The following is a 16,528-nucleotide window of genomic DNA, read 5'->3' as shown; positions in this document are numbered from 1 at the left end:
AATAATTGTTTCAAAATGTAGGGTCTGGCCGCCACCGGAGGTATCCGGCGCTGACGCGTCACTCTCACGCAGAACGGCGGCGGTGGCGGATGAATTCGCCGATGGCGGGAAGAAAGGAGATGACGACGATAGCGAGGATTATCAGGGTGAGGTTGTTCTTGACGAACGGGATGTTGCCGAATAAATAGCCCGCCACGGTGAGGCTGCCGATCCACGCCAGACTGCCCAACGCGCTGAACATCACGAACAGGCGGTAGCGCATCAGCCCGATGCCTGCCACGAACGGCGCGAAGGTGCGGACAATCGGCAGGAAGCGCGCGAACAGGATGGTCTTTCCGCCGTGCTTCTCATAGAAGGCATGGGTCTTGTCGATATGTTCGCGCTTGATGAGACCGTTGGTGCGCTTCAGCAGGCGCATCCCGATCAGCCTGCCGATCCAGTAGTTGGTGTTGTCGCCGCTAAATGCGGCCAGCATCAGCAGCGGCGCGAGCCATTCCAGTTGCAGCGCCCCCAGGCCGCAGAGCGCGCCCGCCACGAACAGCAGCGAATCACCGGGCAGGAAGGGCATCACCACCAGCCCGGTCTCGCAGTAGATGATGAGGAACAGAATGGCGTACACCCAAATGCCGTATTCCTGCGTCAGGGCGAGCAGGTGGGTGTCCAAGTGCAGGACGATGTCGATGAAGGTGGCGAACAATTCCATGAACTACGGAAGGACTTCTTCGGCCTCGGTCTTTTCCGGTTTGATGAAGTCCTCGCGCGACACGCCGAGCAGCATCAGCAGGGGGCTCGCGACCAGCACCGAGGAATAGATGCTGAACAGGATGCCGATAGTCAGCGCCATGGCGAAATAGTGCAGCGTCTCGCCACCGAGAAACAGCATCGCGCCGACCATCATCTGCGTGCAGCCGTGCGTGATGATGGTGCGGGACATGGTGCGGGTGATCGCGTTGTCGATGATCTCCGCGACCCCGGCCTTGCGCATGGTACGGAAGTTTTCGCGGATCCGGTCGAACACCACCACCGATTCGTTCACCGAGTAGCCCAGCACCGCCAGCACCGCCGCCAGCACGGACAGCGAGAACTCCCACTGGAAGAAGGCGAAGAAACCGAGAATGATCACCACGTCGTGCAGGTTGGCGATGATCGCGGACAGGCCGAACTTCCATTCGAAGCGCATCCACAGGTAGCCGACGATGCCCAGGGACACCAGCAGCAGGGCGAGCGCACCGTTGTCCACGAGGTCCTTGCCGACCTGCGGGCCGACGAATTCCACGCGGCGCATCTCCATGCTCCCGTCCTTCGCGTGCAGCTTGTCGCACTCCTGCCCGGACAGGGTGGCGCACACCTGCTCGGGCAGGTTGGCGCCCGCCTTGTTCTGCTTGAGCGGCACCTGGATCAGCACGTCGTGGCTGGAGCCGAAATTCTGCACCAGCGCATCCGGCAGGTCCGCTGCGGCAAGCTGTTCGCGCACCTTGTGGAGGTCGACGGGCTGCGTGTAATGCACTTCGATCACCGTACCGCCGGTGAAATCCACCCCGAAGTTCAACCCCTTGGTGGCGAGGAAAAATACCGCAAACAGGAAAGTCACCAGTGAAATGCTGGTGGTGATTTTCCCGTAGCTCATGAACGGGATGTCTTTCTTGATCCTGAAAAATTCCATATTTCTATTCTCCGTTACTCCCCCTCTATCCAACTCTCCCCCAAGGAGAGAGCGCTATCGTCCCCTCTCCCGCCTGCGGGAGAGAGTCAGGGAGAGGGCATTAGCCGATCGCCACCTTGGCAAGGCGCGCCCTGCGGCCGTATATCAGATTCACCATCGCGCGCGACACCAGCACCGCGCTGAACATCGAGGTCAGGATGCCGAGGCACAGTACCACCGCAAAGCCCTTGATCGGGCCGGAGCCGAACATGAACAGCGCAACCCCGGCGATCAGCGTGGTAATGTTGGAATCGAGGATGGTGTCGAATGCGCGGTCGTATCCGGCGTGAATCGCGGCCTGCGGCGTGACGCCGTTGCGCAGCTCCTCGCGGATGCGCTCGTTGATCAGCACGTTCGCGTCGATCGCCATCCCCAGCGTCAGCGCGATACCCGCCATGCCGGGGAGGGTAAGCGTGGCCTGCAGCATGGACAGCAGCGCCACCAGCAGCAGCAGGTTCGTCCCCAGCGCCAATATAGAGATGGTGCCGAACATCAGGTAGTAGGCGATCATGAAGATCGCGACCATGATGAAGCCGATCTTGGTGGAGTCGAAGCCGCGCTTGATGTTGTCCGCGCCGAGGCTGGGCCCCACGGTGCGCTCCTCAACGATCTCCATCGGTGCGGCCAGTGCGCCGGCGCGCAGCAGCAGGGAAGTGTCCTGCGCTTCGACGGTGCTCATCCGGCCGCTGATCTGCACGCGCCCGCCGCCGATTTCCTCGCGGATCACCGGTGCGGTGACGATCTCGCCCTTGCCCTTCTCGAACAGGACGATCGCCATGCGCTTGCCGACGTTCTCGCGCGTCGCGTCCTTGAATTTGCGCGCGCCCACGCCGTCCAGGTTGATGTGCACGGCGGGTTCGTTGTTGCGGCTGTCGAAACCGGGCTGCGCGTCGTTGATACGCTCGCCGGTCAGGATCACCTGCTTTTTCACCAGCAGCAGGTTGCCTTCGCGATCCTTGAACATCTCGGTGCCAAACGGCGCGGCCGCGCCTGGAACGGCCTGATGCTCCTCGTCCACCATGCGCACTTCCAGCGTCGCGGTGCGCCCCAGAATGTCCTTGGCGCGCGCCGTATCCTGCACGCCGGGCAGCTGCACCACCACGCGATCCGCGCCCTGCTGCTGGATCACCGGTTCGGCCACGCCCAGTTCGTTGACACGGTTGCGCAGGGTCAGCAGGTTCTGCTGCACGGCTGACTCCTGGATGCGCCGTTCGGCTTCCGGCTTGAGCGCAGCCTGCAGCAGGAATTCGCCGCCGGCCTCCCTGGAGCTCAGCGCATAGTCGTTAAAGCGCTGCTTGATTTCCGCTTCGCCTTTGCTGCGCGCGTCGGCGTCGCGGAATCTCACCAGCAGCACGTTGCCTTCGCGGGTGACGCCGGAATAGGCGACCTTCTGATCGCGCAGCATGCTGCGGATATCGCCGGTGGCGGCTTCCAGCGCCTTGTTCAGCGCGGCCTTCATGTCAACCTGCAGCAGGAAATGCACGCCGCCGCGCAAGTCCAGACCGAGGTACATCGGCAGCGCATGAAGGCTGGTCAGCCACTGCGGCGAGCGCGACAGGAGGTTGAGCGCAACCATGTAGTCTTCGCCCAGTTGTGAGGCCAGCACGTCCTTGGCCTTCAGCTGGTTATCGGTGTCGGCGAAGCGCGCCTTGATGCTGTTGCCGTCCAGCGCAACCACTTCCGGATTGAGGCCGGCCGCCTTCAGGGCTTTATCCGCGCGCTCCAGCAACGCGGCGTCCGCCTTCAGGCTGGCGCGCAACGGCGATACCTGCACGGCGGGCGATTCGCCGAAGAAATTGGGCAGGGTATAGATCAGCCCGGCCAGGAACACGGCCAGAATCAGCAGGTATTTCCACAATGGATAACGGTTCATTGATGCCCCTCGGTTGACGCGTGCAACGTTTCCGGCCGGGAAAGAGCCGGGATTACTTGATGGACTTGATGGTGCCCTTGGGCAGCACGGCCTGAATCGCGGTCTTCTGTACCGTCACCTCGACGTTCTCGGCGAGTTCCACTCCGACGTATTGCTCATATACCTTGCTGATGCGGCCTACTTCGCCACCCGTCGTCACGACCTCGTCGCCGCGCTGCAAGGCCTCGATCATGGTCTTGAGCTCCTTGGCGCGCTTGCTTTGCGGGCGCAGGATGAAAAAATAGAATATCGCGATCAGGACGATCAGCGGCAGAAAATCCATGAAGCCGGCGCCCTGCGCCGGCGCAGCCGCTTCGGCATACGCATTGCTGATAAGCATTATTCAATCTCCGGAGATAAATAAAAGGCGCGCATTCTACCACGAAGCGCAGGGCATCTTCACGCTTCCCCGCCGCGCTGCTGCCTGAAGCGCACCACGAAGGCGTCAAACGCATCCGCCTCGATGGCGGCACGGATATCGCCCATCAACTCCTGGTAATAATGCAGGTTATGGATGGTATTGAGGCGCGCGCCGAGAATCTCGCCGAGCCGGTAAAGATGGTGCAGATAGGCGCGACTGAAGTTGCGGCAGGTGTAGCACTGGCATTCCTCATCCAGCGGGCGCGTGTCCAGGCGGTATTGCGCGTTCTTGATGCGCACGTCGCCGTGGCGCGTGAACAGGTGGCCGTTGCGCGCGTTGCGCGTCGGCATCACGCAGTCGAACATATCGATGCCCTGCGCGACCGCCGCGACAATATCCTCCGGTGTACCCACGCCCATCAGGTAGCGCGGCTTGTCCTGCGGAAGTTGCGGCGCGGTGTGGGTCAGGATGCGCAGCATGTCTTCCTTGGGTTCGCCCACCGACAGGCCGCCGATCGCGTAGCCGTCGAAGCCAATGCCCACCAGCCCGCGCAGCGACTCATCGCGCAGGTGTTCGTGCATGCCGCCCTGCACGATGCCGAACAGCGCGTTGGGGTTGCCCTCGTGGGCACGCTTGCTGCGTTCCGCCCAGCTGAGGCTCAGGCGCATGGATTCGCCCGCGACCCGCTCGTCCGCAGGATACGGCGTGCATTCATCGAAGATCATCACGATGTCGGAGTTCAACACCTTCTGGATGCGCATCGACTCCTCCGGCGAGAGAAAGCACTTGTCGCCGTTAACCGGCGACTTGAACTCCACGCCGCCGCCGGTGATCTTGCGCAGCGCGCCCAGGCTGAACACCTGAAAGCCGCCGGAGTCAGTGAGAATAGGACCATCCCAGCCCATGAAGCGGTGCAGGCCGCCGTGTGCTTCAATCACCTCCAGTCCGGGGCGCAGCCACAGGTGGAAGGTGTTGCCCAGCACGATATGCGCGCCGATGTCCTTCAACTCCTGCGGCGACATCGCCTTCACCGTGCCGTAGGTGCCGACCGGCATGAAGGCCGGGGTCTCGACCGTGCCGTGCGTCAAGGTCAATTGGCCGCGCCGCGCGGCGCCGGAGGTTGTTTTCAAATCAAACTGCATGATCGTTCCGCTCGATAAACATGGCATCGCCATAACTGAAAAACCGGTATTCCTTTTCCACTGCGTGGCGGTATGCCGCCAGCATCCGCTCCATCCCGCCGAAGGCGCACACCAGCATCAGCAGGGTAGACTTCGGCAGATGAAAGTTGGTGAGCAGCGCATCCACGACGCGAAAACGGTAGCCGGGCGTGATGAAGATGCGCGTCTCGCCCGAACCGGCTTTCAGCTCTCCCTCGGCCGCCGCACTTTCCAGCGCGCGCAGGCTGGTCGTGCCCACCGCGATCACCCGCCCGCCTGCTGCACGTGCTGCTGCAATCGCGTCCACCGCCTGCTGCAGAATCTCGTAGCGCTCGCTGTGCATCGAATGCTCGCGGATATGCTCGGTGCGCACCGGCTGGAACGTCCCGGCGCCGACATGCAGCGTGACATGCGCGATCCGCGCCCCCTTGTCGCGCAGGGCCTGGAGCATCGCCTCATCGAAATGCAGCCCCGCCGTGGGTGCGGCCACCGCGCCTGCCACACGAGCGAACACCGTCTGGTAGCGCTGCTCGTCCCCTGCATCCGCCGCGTGAGCAATATAGGGCGGCAAGGGCAAACTGCCGTAACGTTCCAGCAACTCCAGCACCGGTTCCTCACCGGCGAAATGCAGGCGGAAAAACTCGCCCTCGCGCCCCAGCACGTCAACCGCCAGCGCATCAGCCAACCTCAGCCTGCTGCCCGCCTTGGGCGACTTGCTGGCGCGCACCTGCGCCAGGACATCATGCTCTCCCAGCACGCGCTCGACCAGCACCTCCACCCTGCCGCCCGTTTCCTTCTCGCCGAACAGCCGCGCCTTGATGACGCGCGTGTCGTTCAGCACCAGCACATCGCCCGGCCTGACCAAATCGAGCAAATCGGCAAAGCGGCAATCTTCCAGCAGGCCACCATGCGCGTACAGCAGGCGGCTCGCGCCGCGCCGTTCCGGCGGGTGTTGCGCGATGAGCCGTTCGGGCAGGACAAAATCGAATTCTTCGGTGCGCATGAGCAGTGTTGCAATCTTTATAAGGCCGCGATTGTAGTTGATGAGGCCTATCGTTTCATGGATAATTCGCGGCCTCCCTTGCCGGGGTGATGGAACTGGTAGACGTGCCGGACTCAAAATCCGGTGCCGCAAGGCGTGAGGGTTCGAGTCCCTCCCCCGGCACCAATACAATATGCTTCTTCATATGCTTATTCGCGATGTCAACCGAATGGGCAGGCAGTGCGTTATAGCGCCGACACGTGAGTGTCATAAACGTTTATTAACCTAATCATTGGAGCTCGTAATGAACAAACTGTTATCCGCACTGATCGCTGCCGTATTCGCCGCCGCTTCCTTCTCCGCTGTTGCTGCTGAAGCAGCCAAGGCTGCTGCTCCTGCTGCCGCAGCAGCCCCTGCAGCTGCCGCTGCTCCTGCCAAGGCTGAAGCCAAGAAGGAAGAAGCCAAGCCTGCTGCCAAGGCTGAAGAGAAGAAGGCTGAAGCCAAGCCAGCAAAGAAGGAAAAGAAGGCCAAGAAGGCAAAAAAGGCTGAAGCAGCCAAGTAATAGGGCACGCGCTTGAAAGAGGCAGGGGCGACCCTGCCTTTTTTGTTTTGGTAGAATGAAAAAATGATCTGGAAACCCAATGTCACCGTCGCCGCCGTTATCGAGCGCGACGGAAAATTTCTGCTGGTCGAGGAAGAAACCTCCCAGGGTGTACGTTTCAACCAGCCTGCCGGGCATCTGGAGGCCGATGAATCGTTGCTCGCCGCGGTAACACGCGAAGTACTGGAGGAGTCTGCGTATTCCTTCACTCCCGAGCACCTGCTCGGCATCTACCGCTGGCGTGCGCCGGAATCGGACACGACTTACCTGCGCTTCGCCTTCACCGGCGCGATCACCGGACACGACGCGGCGCGCAAGCTGGACACCGGCATCATCCGGGCCGTATGGCTGCTGCCCGATGAAATCCGCGCCATGCAGGAACGGCACCGCAGCCCGCTGATCCTGCGCTGCATCGAGGATTACCTTGCGGGTAAGCGTTACCCGCTGGAGCTGATTACCCATTATGAGTAGTAGCAAGCCCTCTCCTCAATCCTCTCCCGCAAGCGGGCGAGGAGGCAGACGTGAAAAGCAATCATAAATCCCGCGTGGTCGTCGGCATGTCCGGCGGCGTGGATTCCTCGGTCACTGCGCTGCTGCTCAAGCAGCAGGGTTACGACGTGACCGGCCTGTTCATGAAGAACTGGGAGGACGACGACAGCGACGAATACTGCTCGTCGCGCCAGGACCTGCTGGATGCAGTATCGGTCGCGGACACCATAGGCATCCCGATCGAGGCGGTGAATTTTGCCGCTGAATACAAGGAGCGCGTCTTCGCCTACTTCCTGCGCGAATACCAGGCCGGGCGTACGCCCAACCCGGACATCCTGTGCAACTCCGAGATCAAGTTCAAGGCCTTCCTCGACCATGCCCTGCAGCTCGGCGCGGACTGCATCGCTACCGGTCACTACGCACAGGTGCGCGAGATGGATGGCCTGTTCCAGTTGCTCAAGGCGAGCGATGCCAGCAAGGACCAGAGCTACTTCCTGCACCGCCTTAACCAGGCCCAACTGAGCCACACGATGTTTCCGCTCGGCAAGCTGCTGAAGTCCGAGGTGCGCGCGATTGCCGAACGACACGGGCTGTCGAACTACGCCAAGAAGGACAGCACCGGCATCTGCTTCATCGGTGAACGCCCGTTCCGCGAATTCCTCAACCGCTATCTACCGACTCAGCCGGGCGAGATGCGCACTCCAGACGGTAAAATCGTGGGGCAGCATATCGGCCTGTCGTTCTACACCATCGGCCAGCGCCAGGGCCTGGGCATCGGCGGCGACAAGGACTCTACCGGAGAGCCGTGGTTCGTGGCAGCCAAGGACATGGCGAACAACCGCCTGATCGTGGTGCAGGGGCACGGCCACCCGCAACTGCTGAGCAAGCGCCTGACCGCGCTGGATAGCCACTGGATCGGCGGCGCTGCGCCGCAGCTCAACCATCCCTACGCCGCCAAGACGCGCTACCGGCAGACCAATGCGCCATGTCGCATCACGCAACTGGACAACGGCAACTGCGCCGTCGAATTCGACGAGCCGCAATGGGCGGTCACGCCGGGGCAGTCGGTGGTTGTCTATGACGGCGAGGTCTGCCTGGGCGGCGCGATCATCGAACAAGGCTTTAACTGATTCACGTAAAATACGCACTTTCGCATCGAGACTCCGCCATGACCACACTCACTCAACTCATCGCCCTCTCCCCGCTCGACGGACGCTACCATGCCAAGGTGGATGCGTTGCGCGGCTATTTCAGCGAGTTCGGCCTGATCCGTTTCCGCGTGCAGATCGAGATCGAATGGCTCAAGGCGCTCAGCGCGCAAGCGGGCATCCCTGAGGTCGCGCCTTTTTCCGCCGCGACTATCGCGCAACTGGATGCACTCAACGCGAATTTTTGCGAGGAAGACGCCGCCGCGATCAAGGCCATCGAGAAGCGCACCAACCACGACGTGAAGGCCATCGAGTACTGGCTGCGCGAAAACCTGTCTGGCAATCCCGAGACCGCGCAGGCGCTGGAATTCATCCACTTCGCCTGCACCTCGGAAGACATCAACAACCTCAGCCACGCGCTGATGCTCAAGGGCGCGCGCCAAACCGTGCTGCTGCCCACCCTGCAAGTACTGACCGAACGCCTGAAAGACCTCGCGCACCAACTCGCCGACCTGCCGATGCTGTGCCGCACCCACGGCCAGACCGCCACACCGAGTACGCTGGGCAAGGAGATGGCGAACGTGGTGTACCGCCTGCAGCGCGCCGAGCAGCGCCTCGCCGGCATTGAAGTGCTCGGCAAGATCAACGGCGCGGTGGGCAACTACAACGCGCACCTCGCAGCCTACCCGGACGTGGATTGGGAAGCATTCGCGCAAAAATTCGTCGAGGCGCGCGGCCTGACCTTCAACCCCTATACCATCCAGATCGAGCCGCACGATTACATGGCGGAACTGTTCGATGCGTACGCGCGCATCAACACCATCCTGATCGACCTCAATCGCGACATCTGGGGCTATATCTCACTCGGCTACTTCAAGCAGAAGGTGGTGGCGGGCGAGGTCGGATCCTCCACCATGCCGCACAAGGTCAACCCGATCGACTTTGAAAATTCAGAAGGCAACCTCGGGCTAGCGAACGCGCTGCTGCGACATATGTCTGAGAAGCTGCCGGTCTCGCGCTGGCAGCGCGACCTCACCGATTCCACCGTGCTGCGCAACATGGGCGTGGCGCTCGGCTACACCCTGCTCGCCTATGAATCCTGCCTGAAGGGGCTGCACAAACTGGAAGCCAATCCGCAGCGCATCGCGGCCGACCTCGATGCAAGCTGGGAAGTCATGGCCGAACCGATCCAGACCGTGATGCGCCGCTACGGCATCGAAAACGCCTACGACCGGCTCAAGGAACTGACGCGCGGCCAGAGCGGCATCAACCGCGCCAGCCTGCAGGCATTCATCGCGACGCTGGAAATTCCCGAAGCGGAAAAACAGCGCCTGCTGCAACTCAGCCCGGCGACCTATACCGGCAAGGCGGCGGAGTTGGCGAAGCGTATCTAAACCCGCTTCGCTCCAAATTGCGATCGATTCCCCATGCGGGAAACGTCCGCCTGCAACCCCCCATTCCCGAAAAAAGTATTTCAAAAAATCCGTGCTATTATCGGGGCGCTTAAAGTACTCCGGCTCACCAGAATCAATACACGAGTGCTCTAAACACGCGCTTCAATATCGAAACAGTCTGTTGATTTATCTTTTCAGGGAGGGTAATCATGTCAGGTGGTTTGGGATTTGCGTTGTTATGTGCAGTCGCGGCGCTCTTGTATGGAGCGTTTTCAATCAAATGGATTCTGGGCAAATCGACCGGCAGCGCAAGAATGCAGGAAATTGCCGCTGCGGTTCAGGAAGGCGCTTCCGCCTACCTGAACCGCCAATACACCACCATTGCCATCGTTGGCGCAGCGTTGTTCGTCGTTATCCTCTTCGCGTTGGGCTGGCAGACCGCCATCGGCTTTGCGATAGGCGCGGTACTCTCCGGCGCGGCAGGTTTCATCGGTATGCATGTGTCGGTGCGCGCCAATGTGCGCACCGCCGAAGCGGCCAAGGAAAGTCTGAACGCGGCACTGAACGTATCGTTCAAGGGCGGCGCGATCACCGGCATGCTAGTGGTGGGCCTGGGCCTGCTGGGTGTGGCTGGCTATTACGTCTTCCTGACCGGCACCGGCGCAACCTCTTCGCAGGCAACTCACGCGCTGATCGGGCTGGGTTTTGGCGGCTCGCTGATCTCCATTTTCGCCCGTCTTGGCGGTGGCATCTTCACCAAGGGCGCCGACGTCGGCGCTGACCTGGTGGGCAAGGTCGAGGCAGGCATTCCCGAGGACGACCCGCGCAACCCTGCTGTGATCGCCGATAACGTCGGCGACAACGTCGGCGACTGCGCCGGCATGGCGGCCGACCTGTTCGAGACCTATGCCGTGACCATCATCGCCACCATGGTGCTGGGCGGCCTGATGATCAGCGGCTCTCCCGAAGCAGTGATCTACCCGCTGGTACTGGGCGGCGTATCCATCATCGCATCCATCATCGGCACCTATTTCGTGAAGGCGCGCGAAGGCGGCAAGATCATGAATGCGCTGTATCGCGGCCTGGCGGTCTCCGCCGTGCTGGCGCTGGTCGCATACTATCCAGTGACCACCTGGATGCTCGGCGATGGCGTAATGATCGGCGACAAGCTGGTGACATCGACGAACCTGTACCTGGCGTCCCTGATCGGCCTGGTGCTGACCGCCGCGATGGTGTGGATCACCGAGTATTACACGGCCACCGAATACAGTCCGGTGCGCCATATCGCACAAGCCTCCACCACCGGCCATGGCACCAACATCATCGCCGGGCTGGGCGTTTCAATGAAGGCCACTGCCGCGCCGGTCATCGCGGTATGCCTGGCAATCTGGGGAGCCTACCATCTGGGCGGACTCTACGGCATCGCCATCGCCGCAACCTCGATGCTGTCGATGGCCGGCATCATCGTAGCGCTGGACGCTTACGGCCCGATCACCGACAACGCCGGCGGCATCGCAGAAATGGCCCATCTGCCGCATGACGTGCGGATCATCACCGATGCGCTGGACGCAGTGGGCAACACCACCAAGGCGGTCACCAAGGGCTACGCCATCGGCTCCGCAGGCCTCGCCGCACTAGTGCTGTTCGCCGACTACACCCACGCGCTGGACGCCAAGCTGGGCGTGACCACTTCCTTCGACCTGTCGAACCACATGGTCATCATCGGCCTGTTCATCGGCGGCATGGTGCCTTACCTGTTTGGCGCGATGGGCATGGAAGCGGTAGGCCGCGCCGCCGGTTCGGTGGTGGTGGAAGTGCGCCGCCAGTTCAAGGAAATCCCCGGCATCATGGAAGGCACCGGCAAGCCGGAATACGGCACCTGCGTAGACATGCTGACCAAGGCCGCGATCAAGGAGATGATCGTCCCGTCGCTGCTGCCCATCGCCGTGCCCGTGATCGTCGGCCTGACCCTCGGCGCGCAGGCGCTCGGCGGCGTGCTGGTCGGCACCATCATCACCGGCATCTTTGTCGCGATCTCGATGACCACCGGCGGCGGCGCGTGGGATAACGCCAAGAAATACATCGAGGAAGGCAACTTCGGCGGTAAGGGCTCGGAAGCGCACAAGGCCGCCGTCACCGGCGACACCGTGGGCGATCCCTACAAGGACACCGCCGGACCGGCGGTCAACCCGCTGATCAAGATCATCAACATCGTCGCGCTGATGATCGTGCCGCTGCTCTAAGACGGTGCGGCAAAACAAGAACGGGGCGGAAATTTCCGCCCCGTTTTTTTCGCATCGGAAATATTCCGGTCACTGCCCTTCTCGTCCGCTGTCTGACTGCGTAATAACGAGATAGTCTGGCACTGCGTGCCATCAAGAGACTGCCAAGGATATCGCCGCAACAGACCGCTTCTCGGCCGAAGCGGAAGCTCAAAGTTAAGGCTCAACGAACCATCGGCATGCTTGCAGGTCATCGAATCGGATTCATCAGCGCCGGTTTCCCCATTTCAACCAGTTTGGCGTTTGATCCTTCAAAGTAGCCCGTCCAAAACTGTGATAGAGCCTGCATCACCTGAGGTGAGCGATACACCCCTTTGGCGTGCTTGGCATCTTCCGTCAGCATGCCTGTGCCGATAACATACACGCGCGCACCATCAAAATCGCCCAGCATACTGGAGATGATTTTCAACTCCTTGTTGGCGTCAATCCTTCGGACTGTGTTGTTGGAATAGAAGCTAGTCAAGGAAGAGTTTTCAAGCATATCCGACGCAATCAGGACAATTTTCTCTTGTGCGGTAGATTCACGAACACGTACGGAAAAATCGCGCAGACTTGCGACCACGTCAGATTTGGCTAGATCCGAGCTACTACCATTCATCGCCTGCCCAATCGCTTTCCATGCGACTTGAGCACCATATTGCAGCTGGCTTTGCATGCAGGAATCGAAGTTTCGCAGCAGCCTGGTGCTGATGCCATTGCGTTTGCTCGCATCAATCTGTGCTTCCAGCGTACCAGAGGCAATCACCTCGGCATACTTGCCCTGATTGAAGGATGAGAAACTGCCGACTGAAAATGCCACACCTGGGCGCAATGTCCGGCCAACATTGTCGATGATGGACTGTTTGAGCGCTTTATCGAACATCGTTGTTTGGTCTACAAAGACAAACAACTCAACATTTGCAGGAGGTGCGACGCCCAGCTTGTTGGCCTCATAACAACTCGGAATACCACCCGCCTGAACCGTCCCGGCCCCCATCAAAAACAACAATGCAAAGACAACTTTTTTGATGTGACTCATGTCCACCTTTCGTTTAACAGGCCGCATTGCGCGGCCCTTGGCTCTTTAGAACAGCTCTTCCGCTTGTTCCTGCTCTTTCGCTTTCCGCTCTGCATCTTCCTTGCGTTGCTTGAGCCAAGGTTTCAACTCGGCCTTTACTTCAGAAGGCAACCCGTTGTAATAACGAATCTGTTCTTCCCTGTCAGCCATCGCACCTATATCGTTCTTTGCTTTGTCCACTAGAGAGATACTGTTCCGTGTACTTGGTTGGCCAACCTGGGGAGCCGACTCGGCAACCGCTCTTGACGGCGATGTACGGTCAAGCATCGTACGAGTGGAACTGCTCTTGGCCTGATGCTCTTCCAAATACGCCAGGAAGGTCTTGTCCAGTCGGATGTTCTCGTGTGCACTTTGCTGGAGGCGGTGTTGCAATTCGCGCAGACGCTCGCCAACCAGATCAAGCAATGGCTCAAAAGTTGACCAGTAGCTATCGTAGGTAGAGAACCCGCCCGTATCTGCGAACGCACCATCCTTCTTCGACCAAAACCACAAAGAGTTTGCCCCATTCGCATTCTTATAACTCTCACGGCCAACAAAGCCGTATTTGTAGCCTGCGCCGAAACCGACAATCTGCGTTACCACAAAGATAAAGCCCAGCATCAAGATCGCAGCAAGCCCTTCAGCCTTTGTGCTGGCGACGACTTCTTCGTCAAGCTTTTTGTCCGCTGCCTGTTGTGACTCGGTGACACTATTCGGTAACTCCAGTCCAGCAAAAGGATTGGTACTTGAACCGCTTGTGGCTTGGCTCTGATTTCGCGTTTCGCGTGTCAACTCACCCTGAAGATTCTCCCATCTCATTACCGTGGACAATGTAAAAATAACCAAAATCGCAACCGCCGCAACCCAAGACCACGCATATGAGCCCTTGTCGTGCGAATCCTTGGCCACACGATTGATACATCTAGTGTAGTCCGCCTGATCGGCGTCAATCGATTGGTCGTTCATCAATGCAACAGACATGGACGAATACTCAGAGCCCTCTTTCTCCTTATAACGCTTAAAACAAGAGCGCAGAAGGGTGGTTCGGTAATACTGGTGACCCGCCGCGTGAGTTACCCACACCAAGATGACAGCAATCACAAACACGATGGCGAACATCAACAACGTATGTGTATTGGCGCTACCGTCGCGCGCCATCCAAGTTCCGAGAATATATGAGAAGCCCAAGCCTTCGCAGACCACAAGCACGAACAACAGCGCCTTGATAGAGACTGGCATGGGGGTACGCCCCAAGTCGCCAGCGTTACGCATGTACTCAATGCGCTCGTTGAACTTACTTTCCGAGATCATCGTCACAAAATATTTATAAACGGTACACAGACGCTCCTCCGCCACCATCCAGCCATTACTACCTTTCTCTGTGTTTTTAGACCATCTGGCAATGCCGCCGATCCAAGGCAAGCGCATAAACAAATCGCGAAACCAAAAACTCTGGCTGGCTTGATAAAGGGCAACCACACCAGTCAAAATGCCCAGAGCCCACCACAACGCCTGATTAGCCCCGATAAAACTTGAAATGCCTTCAAACATGCCTTCTCCTCCTTATAGTTATTGAATGACACGCACATCGAATGCTGCAACATACAGACCCGATGTGTTTTGATAGACGATCTTTGAATCAGGAGCCGACATAGGCGATTTATTTGGGATCACCATATCGATACAGCGAACAGAGCCTTTGCCGAAGGCTCGGTACAACATGGCTTTGCTACCCTGATAAACATTTACCTCAACAGGCTCTATAGAGGTTGGCTTAACATTCCCCCCCCCCCTTGAAATCCCGATAAACAGCAAGGCTCGGCTTGCCAACCGGTACCGCACCATCACGCAGAACCGCAACATGGGTCAAAGTCACCAAATGTCCATTTGCATTTGCAACCCATGAGCTGTCATAAGTGCCTGGCATGTAGTCACGCCCGGCATACGTTGCATCGTTCTGTAGCAACTTTACGGCGCCAACACTTCGAGGACGATCTTGAGCGCAACTCAGAATCGGGCCGGTATCGGCATGCGCCGAGCTAATTAAAGAAAATCCAGAATCGCCGCCACTTACCTTGCCGATATTGGGGCTTGAGTTACTAGCAGCCAACGGAACACCGCCGAAATCAACAAACGAGGCTGTCGGATTTGTCGGTTGATCGGATTCCACTAGCTTTCCCTGAGTTGCAGCAGAAGGCGTAGCCGCCTCGGTTGTCGCCTGAACGGGGCGATAGTAGGTTGTCTTCGGACGACGGCTCTGCAGATATTGCTGAAACTTGTCTTCATTACTCAGATCGACTATCTCAACTCGGCGATTCTTTGCCCTGCCTACTTCCGTCTTGTTGTCGGCAATAGGAAGGGTTTCGCCTGCACCTTGGTAATAAAGCTGATCCTCACCGACGCCAACCTCTTTGAATACCCTGGCAACTTCTTTCGCGCGCTCTTCGGATAGTTTTGCGTTCAGTTTTGAATCGCCGGTGTCATCCGTGTGACCGACAAGTAGTATTCTTTTCTTTTTTAGTTCCTTATAAATATTCTCTTTTTGCTCCTTTGTCTTTCCTTCTGCCTGCTTCCTTAATTGATCGGAAGCTACATATTGCTTAGCAAGCTCACTAAAATGAGCTTTCGCAGCAGGCAAAATTACAGCAGATCCCGTCTCAAACTGAGGCTTACCCTCTTGATCAATTACTGACACAGAGAGCCCAACGTCTTGCTTTTCCGTAGTGTTGGGATTTGTGGTTGCACCTGTAGCTTCCTCTGCTGACGATGCGCTAACGCCATCTGCAAGGCGGGTTACCTCCATTTCTAACCCATATTTTTTTGGATACGCGCCAACTCACACTCTCGCCTATCAATTTCAAAACCAATCGCACCTCCAATCACACCTCCAATACCGGCCGCCACAACCTTGGCAAGGGGATCCTTGTTATCTTTGGCAAGAAACAAACCCGCAAGTCCACCGACAATAGCGCCAACATTTCGTGCATTGTTATTACAAGGGTTATCGTCCACTTTCGATGGTTCTGTTTGATCCGACGCAGGAGGCGATACCTGATTGGGGCTCGTTTGTGACTGCGATTTTTGTTCCTGAACAGAATTTTGAAGCTGTCCCAGAGCCTCACCCAAGTTGAAAGCCAATGAATCTCCTGTCAATGGCAGTAAGAACGCCATTAAACAGCAGCCAGATATAACCTTTGGTACGTCCCACTTGTTTTTGTTTTTCTTTTTCATATCGGAGTTAGTTGACCTCAAGAACAGCAATTATTGGGTAGCTACAAAGGATTATCAGCTCTGACCTTCTCCCCCTTGTTTTCATAGGATTAGATATGAGTTTACTTTTAAAAACCATATATCTTTCGGCATATTGTCATTCTGCGGCCACTGTGATAGGTACCTTGACCAGCACCCCCTTGTAGAAGATGCCTAAAATTTTGTGTACTTAACGAAGGTCCGCAATGGCC

At 58.5% G+C, this 16,528-nt stretch carries 15 protein-coding genes and 1 tRNA gene; 6 read left to right on the top strand and 10 right to left on the bottom strand.

The genetic code is table 11. From position 1 onward, the window contains the following. Positions 1-64: 64 nt before the first annotated feature. The 6 genes from ACRRNM_RS00080 to queA all read right to left on the bottom strand — a co-directional run bounded on the left by ACRRNM_RS00080 (position 65) and on the right by queA (position 6,138). Entirely contained in the window at positions 65-703 is a 639-nt protein-coding gene (locus ACRRNM_RS00080) for a DedA family protein (protein ID WP_435626212.1), read from the bottom strand. Positions 704-706: 3 nt separating this feature from the next. Continuing rightward, on the bottom strand, positions 707-1,663 hold the full coding sequence (secF, locus tag ACRRNM_RS00075) for a protein translocase subunit SecF (protein ID WP_435626211.1): 957 nt from the start codon (positions 1,661-1,663) through the stop codon (positions 707-709). Between the two features lie 100 nt (positions 1,664-1,763). Continuing rightward, a complete protein-coding gene (secD, locus tag ACRRNM_RS00070) occupies positions 1,764-3,575 on the bottom strand; it encodes a protein translocase subunit SecD (protein ID WP_435626210.1) in 1,812 nt (603 codons plus the stop codon). 52 nt (positions 3,576-3,627) lie between these two features. Next, positions 3,628-3,954: a preprotein translocase subunit YajC gene (gene yajC, locus ACRRNM_RS00065; RefSeq protein WP_435626209.1), complete on the bottom strand. Its 327-nt coding sequence runs from the start codon at positions 3,952-3,954 to the stop codon at positions 3,628-3,630. 59 nt (positions 3,955-4,013) lie between these two features. Then, on the bottom strand, positions 4,014-5,117 hold the full coding sequence (gene tgt, locus ACRRNM_RS00060; RefSeq protein WP_435626208.1) for a tRNA guanosine(34) transglycosylase Tgt: 1,104 nt from the start codon (positions 5,115-5,117) through the stop codon (positions 4,014-4,016). Next, entirely contained in the window at positions 5,107-6,138 is a 1,032-nt protein-coding gene (gene queA, locus ACRRNM_RS00055) for a tRNA preQ1(34) S-adenosylmethionine ribosyltransferase-isomerase QueA (RefSeq protein ID WP_435626207.1), read from the bottom strand. Before queA ends, tgt begins: the two co-directional genes overlap by 11 nt. An 80-nt stretch (positions 6,139-6,218) precedes the next feature. On the opposite strand from queA, the gene ACRRNM_RS00050 reads away from it, so the two are divergent. From ACRRNM_RS00050 to ACRRNM_RS00025, 6 genes are all read left to right on the top strand, one after another. Further along, positions 6,219-6,303: transfer RNA gene (locus ACRRNM_RS00050), tRNA-Leu, on the top strand. A gap of 118 nt (positions 6,304-6,421) precedes the next feature. Beyond that, positions 6,422-6,679, top strand: a complete 258-nt coding sequence (locus tag ACRRNM_RS00045) for a hypothetical protein (RefSeq protein WP_435626206.1) — start codon at positions 6,422-6,424, stop codon at positions 6,677-6,679. Between the two features lie 63 nt (positions 6,680-6,742). Further along, positions 6,743-7,189: an NUDIX hydrolase gene (locus tag ACRRNM_RS00040; protein ID WP_435626205.1), complete on the top strand. Its 447-nt coding sequence runs from the start codon at positions 6,743-6,745 to the stop codon at positions 7,187-7,189. 50 nt (positions 7,190-7,239) lie between these two features. Next, positions 7,240-8,337: a tRNA 2-thiouridine(34) synthase MnmA gene (gene mnmA / locus ACRRNM_RS00035; RefSeq protein ID WP_435626204.1), complete on the top strand. Its 1,098-nt coding sequence runs from the start codon at positions 7,240-7,242 to the stop codon at positions 8,335-8,337. A gap of 38 nt (positions 8,338-8,375) precedes the next feature. After that, positions 8,376-9,749, top strand: coding sequence for an adenylosuccinate lyase (gene purB / locus ACRRNM_RS00030; protein WP_435626203.1), 1,374 nt, complete (start codon positions 8,376-8,378; stop codon positions 9,747-9,749). A 209-nt stretch (positions 9,750-9,958) separates the two neighbouring features. Next, the gene (locus ACRRNM_RS00025; RefSeq protein WP_435626202.1) at positions 9,959-11,992 is read left to right on the top strand and encodes a sodium-translocating pyrophosphatase; all 2,034 of its coding nucleotides are present in this window, start codon (positions 9,959-9,961) and stop codon (positions 11,990-11,992) included. A 229-nt stretch (positions 11,993-12,221) separates the two neighbouring features. Here ACRRNM_RS00025 and ACRRNM_RS00020 read toward each other — a convergent pair whose 3' ends face one another. From ACRRNM_RS00020 to ACRRNM_RS00005, 4 genes are all read right to left on the bottom strand, one after another. Continuing rightward, positions 12,222-13,049 (bottom strand): hypothetical protein, encoded by an 828-nt coding sequence (locus tag ACRRNM_RS00020; protein ID WP_435626201.1) that lies wholly within the window; start codon positions 13,047-13,049, stop codon positions 12,222-12,224. Between the two features lie 45 nt (positions 13,050-13,094). Beyond that, positions 13,095-14,618, bottom strand: a complete 1,524-nt coding sequence (locus tag ACRRNM_RS00015) for a hypothetical protein (protein WP_435626200.1) — start codon at positions 14,616-14,618, stop codon at positions 13,095-13,097. 223 nt (positions 14,619-14,841) lie between these two features. Next, positions 14,842-15,870, bottom strand: a complete 1,029-nt coding sequence (locus ACRRNM_RS00010) for an OmpA family protein (RefSeq protein ID WP_435626199.1) — start codon at positions 15,868-15,870, stop codon at positions 14,842-14,844. A gap of 2 nt (positions 15,871-15,872) precedes the next feature. Further along, positions 15,873-16,298 carry a hypothetical protein gene (locus ACRRNM_RS00005; RefSeq protein ID WP_435626198.1) on the bottom strand — a complete coding sequence of 142 codons (426 nt, stop codon included), beginning with the start codon at positions 16,296-16,298 and terminating at the stop codon, positions 15,873-15,875. Positions 16,299-16,528: the final 230 nt, after the last annotated feature.

The sequence above is a fragment of the Ferrigenium straubiae genome, from assembly GCF_051257895.1.
In the GTDB taxonomy this organism is placed as follows: domain Bacteria; phylum Pseudomonadota; class Gammaproteobacteria; order Burkholderiales; family Gallionellaceae; genus Gallionella; species Gallionella straubiae.
This window is presented reverse-complemented; position numbering and strand designations above follow the sequence as displayed.